The 14803-nt window shown below is 60.3% G+C and carries 12 protein-coding genes and 1 pseudogene; 5 read left to right on the top strand and 8 right to left on the bottom strand.

Annotated features, from left to right (window positions below):
• Positions 1–5 precede the first annotated feature (5 nt).
• Positions 6–2048, top strand: coding sequence for a protease Lon-related BREX system protein BrxL (gene brxL / locus ABD024_RS08590; RefSeq protein WP_343851617.1), 2043 nt, complete (start codon positions 6–8; stop codon positions 2046–2048).
• Here brxL and ABD024_RS16295 read toward each other — a convergent pair.
• Entirely contained in the window at positions 2000–2266 is a 267-nt protein-coding gene (locus ABD024_RS16295; protein WP_425543135.1) for an Arm DNA-binding domain-containing protein, read from the bottom strand. The genes brxL and ABD024_RS16295 overlap by 49 nt on opposite strands.
• Positions 2267–2887: 621 nt before the next feature.
• Between ABD024_RS16295 and ABD024_RS08585 the strand changes: the two genes are divergently transcribed.
• From ABD024_RS08585 to ABD024_RS08575, 3 genes are all read left to right on the top strand, one after another.
• Positions 2888–3184, top strand: a complete 297-nt coding sequence (locus tag ABD024_RS08585; RefSeq protein ID WP_343851615.1) for a hypothetical protein — start codon at positions 2888–2890, stop codon at positions 3182–3184.
• Between the two features lie 326 nt (positions 3185–3510).
• Positions 3511–3915: a helix-turn-helix transcriptional regulator gene (locus ABD024_RS08580; protein ID WP_343851613.1), complete on the top strand. Its 405-nt coding sequence runs from the start codon at positions 3511–3513 to the stop codon at positions 3913–3915.
• Between the two features lie 209 nt (positions 3916–4124).
• Entirely contained in the window at positions 4125–5360 is a 1236-nt protein-coding gene (locus ABD024_RS08575; RefSeq protein WP_343851611.1) for a YagK/YfjJ domain-containing protein, read from the top strand.
• Here the strand turns inward: ABD024_RS08575 and ABD024_RS08570 are convergent.
• The 3 genes from ABD024_RS08570 to ABD024_RS08560 all read right to left on the bottom strand — a co-directional run bounded on the left by ABD024_RS08570 (position 5343) and on the right by ABD024_RS08560 (position 9351).
• On the bottom strand, positions 5343–6464 hold the full coding sequence (locus ABD024_RS08570) for a hypothetical protein (protein WP_343851609.1): 1122 nt from the start codon (positions 6462–6464) through the stop codon (positions 5343–5345). The two genes, ABD024_RS08575 and ABD024_RS08570, sit on opposite strands and share 18 nt — an antisense overlap.
• A complete protein-coding gene (locus ABD024_RS08565) occupies positions 6457–7677 on the bottom strand; it encodes a tyrosine-type recombinase/integrase (protein ID WP_343851607.1) in 1221 nt (406 codons plus the stop codon). Before ABD024_RS08565 ends, ABD024_RS08570 begins: the two co-directional genes overlap by 8 nt.
• A gap of 750 nt (positions 7678–8427) precedes the next feature.
• A complete protein-coding gene (locus tag ABD024_RS08560; protein ID WP_343851605.1) occupies positions 8428–9351 on the bottom strand; it encodes a hypothetical protein in 924 nt (307 codons plus the stop codon).
• A 360-nt stretch (positions 9352–9711) separates the two neighbouring features.
• Here ABD024_RS08560 and ABD024_RS08555 point away from each other — a divergent pair, with 360 nt between their 5' ends.
• Complete coding sequence (locus ABD024_RS08555) at positions 9712–9879, top strand: hypothetical protein (RefSeq protein ID WP_343851603.1); 168 nt, start codon at positions 9712–9714, stop codon at positions 9877–9879.
• A gap of 268 nt (positions 9880–10147) precedes the next feature.
• On the opposite strand, the gene ABD024_RS08550 is transcribed toward ABD024_RS08555, so the two are convergent.
• The 4 genes and pseudogenes from ABD024_RS08550 to ABD024_RS08535 form a co-directional block, all read right to left on the bottom strand.
• Positions 10148–10564 carry an addiction module antidote protein gene (locus ABD024_RS08550; protein WP_343851601.1) on the bottom strand — a complete coding sequence of 139 codons (417 nt, stop codon included), beginning with the start codon at positions 10562–10564 and terminating at the stop codon, positions 10148–10150.
• Between the two features lies 1 nt (position 10565).
• Positions 10566–10724, bottom strand: a pseudogene (locus ABD024_RS08545) (type II toxin-antitoxin system RelE/ParE family toxin); the annotation flags it as partial.
• A 720-nt stretch (positions 10725–11444) separates the two neighbouring features.
• A complete protein-coding gene (locus ABD024_RS08540) occupies positions 11445–12272 on the bottom strand; it encodes a ribonuclease H-like domain-containing protein (protein ID WP_343851599.1) in 828 nt (275 codons plus the stop codon).
• Positions 12269–14722 (bottom strand): DEAD/DEAH box helicase, encoded by a 2454-nt coding sequence (locus ABD024_RS08535; RefSeq protein WP_425543134.1) that lies wholly within the window; start codon positions 14720–14722, stop codon positions 12269–12271. The genes ABD024_RS08540 and ABD024_RS08535 overlap by 4 nt, the downstream gene beginning before the upstream one ends.
• Between the last annotated feature and the right edge of the window lie 81 nt (positions 14723–14803).

The raw sequence follows: 14803 nt of genomic DNA, 5'->3' as shown, positions 1-14803 counted from the left end.
ACGATATGACCCAGCCCAACGCCACCGAAACCGCCGCGCCGGATCTTGATCAGCTACTCAACCGCCACTTCAGCGGCAAGGTGGTGCGCAAGGACCTGACCAAGCTGATCAAGGAAGGGGCCAATGTGCCGGTGTACGTGCTGGAGTATCTGCTCGGCATGTACTGCGCCTCGGATGATGAAGCGACGATCCAGGCGGGCTTGGCCACGGTCAAACGCATCTTGGCCGAGAACTACGTGCGCCCGGATGAGGCGGAAAAGGTCAAGTCGAAGATCCGCGAAAGTGGCACCTACAAGGTCATCGACAAGCTGACGGTCAAGCTCAACGAGAAGCGCGATCAATACGAAGCGCTGCTCTCGAACCTTGGCGTGAAGAACGCGGAGATTTCCGATGCCTTTGTGCGCCAGTACGAAAAGCTGCTGGCCGGGGGCATCTGGTGCATTGTGACGCTGCGCTATGTGTACGAGGAGAACCAGAAGAGTTCGCCGTTCATCGTCGAGGATCTGAAGCCGATCCAGATGCCAAACATGGATATGAAGGCTTTGTTCGAAGGTCGCCGCGCTTTCACCGATGAGCAGTGGCTCGACGTGCTCCTGCGCTCCACGGGCATGGAGCCCACCGTGTTCGAGAGGCGCGCCAAGTGGCACCTGCTGGCGCGCATGATTCCGCTGGTCGAGAACAACTACAACTACTGCGAGCTGGGCCCGCGCAACACCGGCAAGAGCCATATCTTCAAGGAGATCAGCCCGAACAGCATCCTGGTCTCCGGGGGCCAGACCACCGTGGCGAATCTGTTCTACAACATGGGTGCCCGCAAGGTGGGCCTGGTGGGGCTGTGGGACGTGGTCGCCTTCGACGAAGTAGCCGGCATCACCTTCAAGGATCATGACGGTGTCCAGATCATGAAGGACTACATGGCATCAGGGTCCTTCAGCCGCGGCCGCGAGTCGATCAACGCAAACGCCTCGATGGTGTTCATCGGCAACATCAACCAGAGCGTCGAGTCGCTGGTGAAGACTTCGCATCTGCTCGCGCCATTCCCCGAAGTGATGATCGACTCGGCGTTCTTCGATCGCTTCCACGCCTATGTGCCGGGCTGGGAGATCCCGAAGATGCGTCCGGAGTTCTTCACTAACCAGTTTGGATTGATCGTCGACTACCTCGCCGAGTACCTGCGCGAAATGCGCAAGTACAGCTTCTCCGATGCGATCGACAAGCACTTCAAGCTGGGCAACAACCTCAACCAGCGCGACGTGATCGCAGTGCGCCGTACGACTTCAGGGCTGCTGAAGCTGCTGTGCCCGCATGGTGAGTACAGCAAGGAGCAGGTACGGCAGTGCCTTGAGTACGCGCTGGAGACCCGCCGCCGGGTCAAGGAACAACTCAAGAAGATCGGCGGCATGGAGTTCTACGACGTCCACTTCTCCTACATCGACCTGGAGAACAGTGAGGAGCGCTTCATCAACGTGCCGGAGCAGGGCGGTGGCGGCCTGATCCCCGAAGGCCGCATGGCCCCAGGTACGCTTTACACCATCGCCATGGGCCCAGGCAGCATGCCGGGCGTCTACCGCCTGGAGATCCAGGCCATGGCCGGCAACGGCAAGCTCACCACATCAGGTTCCGGTTCCCGCGAATCTGTGCGCATCGCCTTCGACTACTTCAAGGCCAACGCCAGCCGTGTAAGCGCCGGCATCAAGACGGCCGTGCAGGACTTCCACCTTCACCTCGTCGAACTCCAACACAGCGGCAGCCCCGAAACACTCACCCTGTCCAGTTTCGTCGCATTGTGCTCCGCCGCGCTAGGTCGCCCCTTGCAAAGCCAGATGGTCGTGATGGGCGACATGTCCCTCGGCGGCACCACCGCCCCAGCCCGCAACCTCGCCGAATCCCTGCAAGTCGCCTTCGACGCCGGCGCCAAACGCATCCTCCTGCCCATGTGCAGCGTCACCGATATCCCCACCGTTCCCGGCGAACTCTTCGCGAAGTTCCAGACCAGCTTCTACTCGGATCCGGTGGATGCGGTGTTCAAGGCGTTGGGGGTGGATTGATGCAGATGGAGAATTCCCGACTGGGGATCAGTCGCAGCCCGCGCGTCGGTGAGCCGCTTCTTCTGCATTGCAGCGTTTCGTTGGTCGATCGGATCGATTCCGTCTGCCAGAAGCCTTCTACAGCTGGTCGCGCGGTCGCGTGCATCACGCAGTCCGAAGGTTTTGAAGTTTCCTAGGCTCATCTCGCGAGTGCGACCATTGACCTGGTAGCGAAACACCCACGACTTGGAGAGGGCGCCCGCTTGATCTGACCCGAGCGAAGCATAGTGCGCTCAGCGGATCGGGGGGCGTTTCGAATCCCGCAAAAAAAAGATCGCACGCTCGGGGGGGGTGCCTTCGCTCATCTCCGCGATGTACCTACTTGCTCAAGCAACCGGCGCCGATCCGGCCAGCCACTGCCCACGGTCGAGCGTGCGGATCGAATGGCCTCAAGACAGATCGCTTCTTCATGGATGCCCTCCCAAAGAAAAAGCCCGGCCAATTGGCCGGGTACTATGGCGTTTGCATCAGGTTGATCTCACCAACAGGCGCGGCTGTAGATGACGCAGCCTTGCCCCCGCAACCGCATGCAGATCTCCGTCAGGCCGCCGCGCCGAGGCACAGATCGCCGCTCCTAGTCACAGCGCCTTGCCACCTCGTTATCAAGCACGTTGACGGGTTGTGATTTTATGAATTTAGTGTAGGCTGGCGAAGCCCTAGTTCTTGTACACAGAGCCGGAAAGTCAGCATTCAGACCGCGCACGCTGCACCCTGCAGCGCAAGCAGATACGGGCATAACTCCCATGATTCCATGCGCACGTGCGCATTCCGCCCGTGCGCGCTGCTCGCGAGGCTTAAACATGCTGATTTTGCGCGATTTGACTGACGGTATTTACGATTTTGAAAGCTTGGTGAGAAATACTGACAACCAAGATCACATTGACGATTGTCGAAATGAGTTGCTGGAAGACGTCGGGAACTATTTCTACAGTGATGGAGGCATGCTTCGACGGGAGGTTATTAAAGACGTGCAGGTCCGCGCTAGGCACTTGGAGGTTCGCGTGGTTCGCGGTCAGGTTACGTTTATCATTGAAGATGACATCGATGAAGATGGTGAGCTGATCCCCCGCCGTGTAAGTGTGCCGATGCCGAATTAAAAAGATCGTTGAAATACATTAATACTCGTTGCAATTAAAGCGGGGTGCTCTTTGAGCACCCCGCTTTAATTTTGTGCTTGGTTCAGGTTCGTTGGGAGTCAAAATACCAACTCGACAGGTCAAAACTAACTCGACAAGGCCCCAAAGCCGACCCGCCAAGGCCGGTCGCCACGAGTGCATTCGCACTTCGTCAGATCGGCAAAGCCCGCTCTGGTGCGGCGGGGTGGGGCGACGAACTTCGGCCGCCCAGAGAAGTGCGGATTTCCACTTCGTAAACCCACCAATTCAGCGTCAGCATCGCCTCATACCTTCCGCTGAGCCGCAACATGGTCGATCTCTCCACACCCCGTTTCCTGCAGATGCTGCGGGACACCATCATCAAAGCCGTGAAGGACGTGCTCGGCTCATTTGTCGCGCAGTGGGAAGTGTCGAACAAGCTGGTGTGGCGCATCGGCGACGTGGCCGAGCAGATCAACCTCAGCGAATCCACGATTCGGAACTTTCTGGACTCGGAAGGCCCGTATTTCGACGCCGAGTTCCCTAAACCCATTCGCCTGGGGAACGGGGCCGGACTGCGGTCGGCTATTGGCTGGCGACGTACGGACATCGTCGCGTGGGTTGATACGCGTCCCACTCACGAAATGTCTTACCAAGTCGACAAGAAACCCGCGGTACAGAATCCCCCGTCTGGCCGGAGGAAGTCCATGGCGACTCCCCGGCCCTGCGCGTAATTCAAACGATAGCTAATTCAGGAGACATATCTAATAGCAATCAGCAATGGCTTTATAGCAGATCTACCAAATACACCCAAGGACTTCATTAAGCGAGGCCATTACGTTTCAACCATGGTGGATCGGGATCCTATTTCCCCATCAACCATCCCGTGTCCGTCACGTGAATTACGCGGACAAACACACCACCCAACGCATAGCGAAAGTACATGATGAACCACAAAGCAGTTACTGACGAAAATATTGACCGACTCATCAAGGAGGTCGAGGAGGGGGAGCGGCTGCACGAGCGCATCGCCAAAGGCATGCGCCACACCGCCGCCGGAAAAGCCATCAACACGGAAGACCACGACTGGCAGATACACCTGAAACGCTTCGAGTATATGGCTAAGCGGTTGGCCGCGAGCGAGGCTGCCGTGGTCACGCCCTTCAAGTCCGGACGTGGTATCGCCCACAAACTGACGACCCTTGGAAAGCACATGCACTCCTTGTGCGTAAACGCCTTGCCGTTGGTGGAGCGTGCCGAACAGGGCTTCTATCTGAAAGGCCATTCATTCCGCAAGGCCGATGGCACGATGGCCGGCGTGGCCGACGAAGAGCCCTACACGGTCATCCACGCCATCCCCAATCCCCACATCACAGTGATGCTCCGTGCCTGCATGCAGATCGCCGAGAAGCTGAGCGGTTTCTACCCCGCAGAGTGGGTCAACGTCAACGAGCCGAAAGCCCGGGCGGCATTTGAGCATGCGGCCAGGTTCGTGCGGCGCACTTGTCGATCCAAACGGTTCAAGACGGTGATTGGCAATCACGAGCGGAGCGCAAAGAAAAATCTGAAGTCCTGCCTTGACTATGTGACGGGCCTGTTTGAACAGCACTCGAAGCTCCTGGTGCTCAGGATCGACCTTTACATCCACCCCGACAACCACGAGTGGTCAGCGTCAGACCACGCCGAGCGGTGCATCAGCCACTACCTTCGTGCTCTGCGCGAGGGTCGCATTATTGGCCCTGACGTCAAGGGGTGGATCGTGAAGCGCGAAGGTGGTTTCTATCGCGGCATTCATTTCCACCTCATGGTTTTTCTCGACGGCCACAAACACAAGGAAGGCTACGTCTACAGTCAGCAGCTTGGCGAAGCCTGGAAGAATCGCTTCAGCGACGGGAAGGGTACGTACTTCAACTGCTGGGCGCTGCGCAAGGAGTACGAGTACAACGCGCTTGGCGTCGTGCACATCAGCGATGGGGCCATGTTGACCGGCATCGGGATAGCCGTGGCCTATATGACAAAGGAAGACTGCACGCTGGAAACCGGACGCTCGCGTAACCTCCGGCGTGGCATCATCGTTGGGCTCGCCGATAGCCCGAAGCCGGGTGCGCCGCGCAAGGCCGAGAATGACCTTTCGTTGGTCAAGCGTGTATTTGCAGACTGCTCAACGCAGCTCCTTTGATGCCACGCGGAGATCGTCGGGGTAGGCTGCCACGAGTCGGGCGGCACGCCATTCCCCGACGGTGGTGAAGCCCCAGCCTCTCAGCGAGTGATCTAGTTGCCTGGCCAAAGCAAGCTGCTCTTCGGGGTTCATGGACGCCCAGACCCTCTCCGATTTCCGGACTAGATTTTGCCAATATCGCGCTGCGTGAATAAGCAGCGCCATACGACTGCTGATCCAGTGGTGCGTGGCATGCAAAGCGGCCTCCTTCTCACCGAGCACGTCAAGCTTGAACTTGGCGATTTTCTCTACCCCCTGTGTCTCAGAGTGGCGCGTGTTGATGAGCTTCCTGACTTGTTGTAGTACCTCGCCGTTGAACAGCCAGCTCGCGACATTGCAAACCGCCACTTCGTCTATCACCGCCTCCTGAACACCCTTTGCGGTAAGCGTCATGCCTTTCTTCGGATCATTGAATCGAGCCGCCACGCTGTACAGTACGTACACGCCCGGTGCGGTGTCCCGCAGCTCCAGTGGGTCTTCCACGGAACCTGTGGGATCTCGCAGGGCATGCTCGTCGACGAAGACGTCATCGAACGCGATGGACAACGCGTGCTCTACGTCATGGCCAATCCATGGCCCCCGCTTGCGTCGCCCGTCATCAGGCCGAAGACAGCAGGGTGACCAACGCGGAACGACGCGAAGCAGTGGCCTGGCATTGGCTTCAGGTTGAGGTGAAGTCAGGACGACACAGGGAAACCAGTGCACGTCGATACGATCCAGCTCCAGGAGCCTTCGGGCATCCTTAGCCGCTAACCCCACATAGGCGACATCAGGAATCACCACCGGATACCGTATAAGCGGTGTACCTGCTTGCTCAGCGTCTCGCACTTGGGCAAGTTCAACACCGGATAGGGTTTGCCTTGCGGCACCGAGTGCTTCGTTGATCGTCGCCGCCCGTCGCTGGATGCCTGCGTCTCGGTACACCGTCTTGCCTGCGGGCACGCGAACGTAGAGGATGATTTTGCCGCTTTCCACCAAGGCCGGCAGTCTTTTACGTCTTACAGCAGCGGATACTGCGTCCAACAGTGGCGCCAGCTTCGACAACCGCGAACCAATCTCAATCATGGGTCTGTGACTTCCCGTTCGGCGTTACGAAATCAGCCCATGCTTGCATGAGTGGCCGGCGCTGCTCCAGCAAATCCGTCCGGTGATAGGCCGCCTCCACCTTGTTTTGCACCGCATGGGCCAGAGCCCGTTCCGCCAGATCTCGCGGATAGCCCTTCTCGCTGCACCAGTCGCGGAAGCTCGAACGAAAGCCATGAGCCGTCGCTGTCCGGCCGGCGACGTCGCTGACGGCCGCAACGCGCCGCAGGAACACGGTCAAGGTCATGTCCGACAATGGGGCGCGGTCTCGCACCGACGGGAAGACCCACGTGTCGTGCTGCCCGCGCTGACGTTTGAGAATCGCCAGGGCTTGCTTCGGCAGCGGCACGCGATGGATCTGTTTGGCCTTCATTCGTGCTGCGGGCACCGTCCAGACACCCGCTTTTAGATCCACCTCGTTCCACGTCATGTACCGAACCTCTCCCGAGCGCGCCGCCGTCAGGATTAGAAAGCCCAACATTTGCCGGGAGACATCGAAGCCATGCGGTAAGGGCAGGTGCTCCGCGACGAAGGCCGGGACGAGGGGCCAGGGCATGGCCGGCTGATGCTGCGTGCGAACCGTCTTACCGGGTTGAAGCGGCAAGAGATGGCTCACCACATCGACCGGGTTGGCCGTGCAGAATCCATGCGCCCATCCCCACGCCATCACGGCATGCAGGCGTTGCTTCACCCGCCCGGCGGTTTCAGCCTTGTCCAGCCAGATAGGCCGCAGCACGTCAGCAATGTGCCGAGGCTGGATCTGATCCAATGTGATCGCGCCAATGAGCGGAAACGCGTACTCGGTGAGGGTGTTGATCCACTGCTGCGCGTGCTTGGCGTTCTTCCAGCCGGGGGCCAGCTCTCGATGCAGAACTTCCGCCGCCTCGCGTAGGTCAGGAATACGCGGCTTGGTCGCGTCGTTGGCTTTGACCTCCAGCGGATCTAGCCCGTGGGCGATCTGTTCGCGCATGAATCGGGCCTTTTGAGTCGCTTCTGCGACGCCCACATCGGGGTAGCTGCCGAGCCCCGCGTTGCGCCGCTTCTTGGTCACGGGGCTGACGTAGCGGAGTACCCACTTGCCTTGACCCTTCTGGCTGGGGGAGGGATGAAGCGCCAACCCAGTGACTCCGCCGTGCGCAAGCGGGGTGCCTCCAGGTTTGACACTGCGTGCTTTGGTATCAGTGAGCAAAGCCATGGACGGAGGCTCCAGGTTGAATTGAGGTATGCCATTCAGTATGCCATTTCGACTTGGATAAGGTTGGATCTCGTTGTGGTTCGTTGGGCTAAAATTCCTCCATGGTGCTTTAAATCAGCCATAGGCTTTAGGTTACGTTGGTGTTTCTTAAGTCTCATTGCGGAGTTTGCAGGCGGTCACTCTCTCCGCCAGAAAAGCAAGACGCCCCCGAGTGGGGCGTCTTGCTTTTCTGATGGTGACGACTGGGTGAGAACCCACCCGGGTTCGACGAATTCGTCTGGAACGAATTCGGACAGCCGCAGGCTGGCCCCGTAGCGCGCAGCGCGGAGGGGTGAGGCTCAGGGTGAGCCGAACAATCCCACGAGTCACGGTGTCGCGGAGATTCGTAAGCGGCTCTGACCCGCTTAGATTTGGACCCGCTTAGATTTGCAATTCGCTGCGCTCGTGCGCGGCCAAAAAAAACATCCGTGATCAGCTTCTTCGTATCCATCGGCTGCCGCCTTGGCCGCAGCAAACGCTTGATCCAAAGCATAGCCGCGCAGCCGCGTTGGCGCAGGCGTGGACTACATGCTGGTGGCCCAATGGGCTTGCAACGAGGCCATGAAGTCGGCGGTGGCCATGGAAGCCAAATCTTGACAAGCAAAAGTATGTTTCTTGGGGATTTTCTGAGGTGACGATCAAGGATGGAGAGCGCGTCTTAGTGTTGTCACAACACGACGCTCAAAGCTTCCAGCCAACGCTAAGTGTTGCTCATGTCGCCAGTGCGTGCACGTCGGGCAATTCTGCGATGAAAGCCTGTAAGACCCGCTGGTCCTCTCTCTTAGGGATGAAAGCGAGAAGTTGACGAATGTTGGCCTGTGTCAAAAGCCGCCGGCCAGCCGCGATGGACTCTTCCGCTTGCGCCAGGGTGGGCTCGATGCTTTCGCTCCATTTCGCCAGATCCCTCAGCGCCTTATCTTTCAGATCGTCAACATCAAGACCTTTGACGACCGACAGGTGTTCCATATCCGTGACCAGCAGTCGGCGAAGGTCGTTCTCCTTGTAGAGAACGGAGATCCCGTCCAGCTGTCCGACGATTTCCTCGACGTAGTTTTCGCCTTCTTGAAGACGTTGGCGCTGAACGCGCATGCGCTCCAACTCTTGGACTGTGGCCACACGGGTTTTGGTGAGCGTTCCATTCCGCCTACGTATCACGCCGCCAATGATGGCGATGATGCTAGAGGGAAGCCCTTTCATGGGATCCGTTAGGCATTTCGTCCGCTTGCTGATCCACTTGGCGCCGGTAGGCCCATCCATGAGACCAGCGATCCGCTCCTCAATGGTCGGGATCTGGTGTTGAAGTGCGGTCAGAGTTTCCCGGCGTCGACTGCTTCGTTCCTCGCGGTCATATGCTTTAGCCAGCCGCTTGAACTCGACATCGAAATACTTTTTGCCGCAGTCTTTCCCAATGTTTGTTTCATGGCCGTCAGTGGTGGTGACCAGATAGCCCTTGCCATGGGGCGTATGGCAAGTGGAAAGCCCGCAGGGCTGAAAAGGTGTTAGGGCATAGCTGCCGATGATTCGGTCGAGTTTGACGGTGCCGGGGTCAATGTTTGGAGTGAAACCGGGTCGAGCTTCAACGTCCGCCCACGATTGCAGGCGCACCAAACCTTTATCGGTGTTAAGAGTGATCATTCGTTGCTTCCCTGTATTCCCGTTCAAAGCCTAACACTGGCGGATGTCATAGCCGGGCATGGTGTCAAGGATACTTGACGCATTCTATTCGCCTGTTTTGATGGATGCGTAGGGTGGGCATGTGCTGTGCCAGGGCATCCTCGGCTTCGGCCAATTCCAACGTGTCCGCGTTCGCTTCGTTCTGCACGGCTTCGAACTTGCCATCCGCATCCCGTTGAAGATTCCCCTGTGCTGACGCAGGAATGGTTGTGAGCCATGCTGACCTGTCTCGGAATATGAGATTTGCATTACAGAAGATGGCTTTGCCAAGTCTGGGTCTTTGCTTGGCGCCATTGGCGATCTTTCAGAAGGAGTTTGATTATGAGCGGTTCGAAATACTGGTCTGGCCAGGAATGCCCCAAGACGGCTACCTATGGGCAATACAGCGATCCCACCAACAGCTACGCCGGCGTCACCTACGACCGGCACGTTCAGAAGGGGGAACGTTTTCCACCCAGCTTGAATAACCACCACTTCAAAGAGAAGTGATTTTGTAAGGGGGCGAAAGCCCCCTTCTTTTTTGCGCAGATGCGGTCGAGAGGATGGAGGTAAAGATTGCTGCTGCCTTGGAATGATCAAATGCCGAGTTCGAGCGTTGAGTGGCCGTGATAGGCTTCGGCGCACTTGGTCAACTCGAGAGGTCAACCTGACCGACAAGATCAAGCACCGCGGGGCTTTGGCGGGGTTAGCGGAGAATCTGATCCCTCTCTTTCCTGATGATGACGACTGAATGAGAACCCGTGATGGAGCGCCCAACCTACGCTCGCGCACGTGTTCCTTTCAAGCGTTCGGTTCCAGCCGCGGCGCTCTTCGCCTTCTTGGCGGCAGTAACTGCGACTGACGTCTTTGGCTTCGCTGGCTTCTTGGCGGCTGCCGCGGCCTTCTGCCTGGTTGCCGGTTCCACCGCCATCCGAAACCCAAGCGCCCGCACCACTTTCCCCACAGTGGCATATCCGGGTGTTGCGCCTGGCTTTAGCGCCTTGTAGAGGCTCTCGCGGCCAACTCCAGCATCCTTGGCAAGTTGCGACATGCCGCGGGCTTTAGCTACGTGCCCAAGGGCTCGAAGGAACTCATCGTCGTCGCCATCGGCCATCACCTGGGATAAATACTCGGCAATGGCTTCCTCGCTGTCCAGGTAGTCGGCAACATCGAAGGTCGTAAGTTGAAGGGCCATGTCAGACCTCCTTTGCAAGCTGAGCGGCGTGCTTGATATCGCGTTGCTGGGTTTTCTTGTCGCCGCCGCATAACAGAATAACGATGGCGTTGCCCCGCAATGTGAAGTAGGTGCGGTAACCGGGGCCGACGTCGATGCGCATTTCAGAGACGCCCTCGCCAAAGGGTTTCGCAACTATCCGGGTCAGAGCCACTTACTTGGCCACATTCTTCAGATCCGCGCTATCGGCCCCAACCCGCGGGGCACAGGATGTTGGCACCCCCATCGACGCCGATACCCCAACAATCCCCGCCGACTGAAATCCTCCCGGCGTGGATATCCAGCGACCCGGCGCCGACCAAATTTCAATCGGCAGGGACATTCGGATACTCAAGGTGGATGTCTGGATACCCCGGCGGGGGGTATCCGCCACTCGATGCCGACGTTCGCACCGTCGACGGGAACGTATCGGAGGTCGGCGCGGAGATTCCAAACCTCGGCAGGGGCGTTCAAGACCTCGGCAGGGGCCTGCGGAACCCCGATACCGGGACTCCCGACCTCGACAGCAACGTTCGGAAGGTCGACCGGGAGATTCAAAAGCCCGGCATGGAAGTTGCCAACCTCGCCGCCGACGCTTCCGTTCCCGGCGCCGAGGTATTGCAAGGGCGCGACCATCGGCGCTGAATTGCTTTGCTGGCGACGTTTTTCCCATTCTGAGTAGCACGAAGCTTTAGAGTCCGATACGCATAGTCCAGTCCATCCAGCAGCGCGCAAAGCGTCAAGCGGTCGTGTTGGTGCGTGATGCCGAGGCAAACCGCCGGTCGGGCCTCGTCTGGCGCGAAAAAAAAACCATCAAATCGCCCGGGCTTGGCGGTCTTGCCCCAGTTCGTGAGCCATCGAATTAGCGAGGCAAGCTGGCCAGGTGAAGCAGTACACCGGCCAGGCTCTTCAGGTCCTGGCTGTTGTGTGCCAGCACCCGCCGCAGATTCAGTGCGGACCCTCCGCGCAGATAGCTGAGCCAGGCGGCGGGGGCTTCCGAGCCCGGCAAGTCGTCTTCCCGCACCACGCCGAGCAGTTCGCGCTCGGCGGTGGCCAGGCGACAGTTTTCCCACACGCCCTTCCAGTGTCGGCGCACGGGATGGAGCAGATCCAGGTGGCCCAGGCCAGACAAGGGATCCGGTAATCGTGCCAGGCGGTAGCGCGTTTTCAGCAGGGGTGAGTCGTAGCATTTGCCGTTGTAGCTGACGAGCACGGTGTCGGGTTGCAGCCACTGGGCAAAGGTTTGCAGCATCGCGGTTTCGGCGGCCATCGTGGTGGTGGTCAGCTGGCGCAGGCGGAAACGTCCGTCGGCCAGCCAGTCCGCCGCCCCGATCATCCACGCGCGCGTGCCGGTGCCGCCAGCCAGGCCGGTCGTCTCGGTATCGAAGTGCAGCAGTCGGCCGTGGGCGACGGGTTCGTCCCAGCGCGCAAACGCGGTATCGATCAGCGCAGCAGGGCGTCCCCAATCCACGATCGCTTCGGTGAAGAACAGCCCCGGTGCGATCTCGGCCCCTGGCACGAACCGGTCACTGGACGGGGCACGCTGCGCCACACCCCGCATGCGCGAGCGCGCCTGAATCAATCGGAGCACGTCGGGCGCAAGGGCGGGTTTTGGCGTAGCCGCTTCGGGCAGGCGCGATTGCCCTGACTCCGTGCGCAGCTGTCGCAACCTCGCCGCCAAGGCGCTCACAGCGCCACCAGCAACGCCAGCACGCGCAACGCCAACGCCTTGGGCGTCGTGGCCGCGTCTTCATCGGCAGCAAGCACCGGGCCCACGCAGCCGGGGCAGCCGCCACGGCAATCGCAGCGTTCGATGAGGGTCACCGATTGCGCCACCAGGTCCTCGCGCCGGTTGAACAGCGGTTCGCTCTGGCCGATGCCGCCGGGGAACGCGTCGTAGAGGTAAACCGTCGGCGTGAACGGTGCGTCAGGCGACAGAGCGGCAGGCTGCCCGTCGCTGCCGCGGATTTGCCCGCGCCCTGTGATATCCGCACTGACGAACCACGCGCCGTCGCCGCTGCCCACAGACTTCTGCAGGTCGCGTGCTTCGGCCATCACTGCCACGGTTGCCACGATGTGCAGCGCATAGGCCGCGCCGAGAAAGCCGTCGAGTGCCTGCTGGCGATCCTCGAAGGCGGCATCGAGCACGACTTGCGCGAGCTGCCACCACACCGCCGTCGTGTGCAGTTCCTGGTCGGGCAGGTTGACGGGGCCGAAGCCGATGTTCTCGTGCGAGTAGAAGCGGATCTTCTTGTAGCCGGGCACGCGACGAACCACGTGCACTTCGCCATGGTGGGCCTGCCCGCATCCGGCGTTGGACGTGTCGAAGCAATCGAGCACCTTGAGTTTCGTGTAGTCGATCGCGTCGGTGTAGTAGTCCACGTGGGTGCGCGTGACGTAGGCCTTGCGGCCTTCCCAATCCAGTCGTTCCACCTGGTAGGGCACGGACTGGATCATGTGGATGGCGCCCTCGTAGAGGGTCACCGGCGCGGCGGTGTAGTCGACTTCCGCGATGATGGTCTGGCGTCCGTTGGTGCGATCGACCACCACGAAGTTGCCGTCCGCCACCGAGCGCAACGACACGGCGATGGCCGGGTAGCTGTCGGCGATCCACTCCCAGCGGTCGCCTTCGCGATGCAGCACGCCTTCCTCGCCCAGCACGTCGAGCCAGGGCGTGGCGACCTCGGTGCCGAACATCTCGTCGCCGATGAAAGGCAGTTCAAAGGCAGCGCAACGAATGTGGTCGAGCAGGATCAGCGGCTGATCGGGCTGGATGCGGGCGTGCTCGGGCGGTGCGCCTTGGAAGAACTCCGGGTGGCGCACGAGGTATTGATCGAGCGGATCGGAACTAGCCACCAGCACCCCCAGCGCCGATTGCTGTCGGCGACCGGCGCGGCCGAACCGCTGCCAGGTAGCGGCGACGGAGCCGGGATAGCCGTTGAGCACGACGACATCGAGACTGCCGATGTCCACGCCCAGCTCCAGGGCCGACGTGCTCACGATCCCGTCGATGCTGCCGGCGCGCATCTCGCGTTCCGCCGCACGCCGCTCCTTCGGCAGGTAGCCGCCGCGGTAGGCGCGGATTCGCGCAGGTTTGCGCGGATCGCTATCGAACACGTCTTTCAGATACTTGGTCAGCACCTCGACCATGGTGCGCGACTGCGCAAACACCAGCGTCTTCATGCCGGACTTGATCGCCAGTCGCGCGATGCGGTTGGTCTGCGAACGCGCCGAGGCACGCAGACCGAGATCGGCATTCACCACCGGCGGGTTCCACAGCAGCACGTGCTTGTCGCCGGTCGGCGCACCGCTTTCGGTGATGGCAGTCACCGCATCCTCGATCAGCGCTTCGGCGTGTTCCTTCGGATTGCCGATCGTGGCGGAGCACAGGATGAACTGCGGCGTCACGCCATAGAACGCGCACACGCGCTTGAGCCGGCGGATCACATTGGCCACATGCGAGCCGAACACGCCCCGGTAGGTGTGCACCTCGTCGATCACCACGTAGCGCAGGTTCTCGAAGAACTGCGCCCACTTCGTGTGATGCGGCAGGATGGCCTGGTGCAGCATGTCCGGGTTGCTGACCACGATGTCGCCATGCAACCGGATCGCCTGGCGCGCGTCGCCGGGCGTGTCGCCATCGAAGGTGAAGGCTTTGACGCCCAGTTCGCCGGCCTGGTTGAGTTCGAGCAACTCGGCCACTTGGTCCTGCGCCAGCGCTTTTGTGGGAAACAGATACAGCGCCTTGGCGTGCTGCGTCATCGCCGCGGTGATGACCGGCAGCGTGTAGCAGAGCGACTTGCCGGAGGCGGTGGGCGTGACGATGGCGACATGCGCACCCGATTGCGTCGCCGCCCACGCTTCGGCCTGGTGGCTATACAGCTGCTCGATGCCGCGCGAGCGCAGGGCGTGTGCGAGCGCAGGTGGCAGATCGTCGGGCAACGGTGCAAAGGAACCTTCACGGCCGGGCACGACGAAGGCACCCGTGATCCTCGCCGCATACCGCTTCGAGAGCCGCTGGGCCAGCGTGCGGCCATCGCTGGGGTTGCGCAGGACCAGTTCATCGGAAGCGTAGCGGTCGGGAAGGGCGTTCATGCGGTGGCCTGGGCGGGTGATGGGGGTAGTGAATCGCGGCGCCATCTCATCCTGTGAGATGGCTTCGGCGGACGCTGGGACGGAAGCCGCATTCGAAGTCGGATGCGATCAGCGCGCTAAACCCTT

It is taken from the genome of Rhodanobacter soli (genome assembly GCF_039523495.1).
GTDB classification, from domain to species: Bacteria; Pseudomonadota; Gammaproteobacteria; order Xanthomonadales; family Rhodanobacteraceae; genus Rhodanobacter; species Rhodanobacter soli.
The sequence above is the reverse complement of the archived record's forward strand: the minus strand, read 5'-3'. Positions and strand labels throughout refer to the sequence as shown.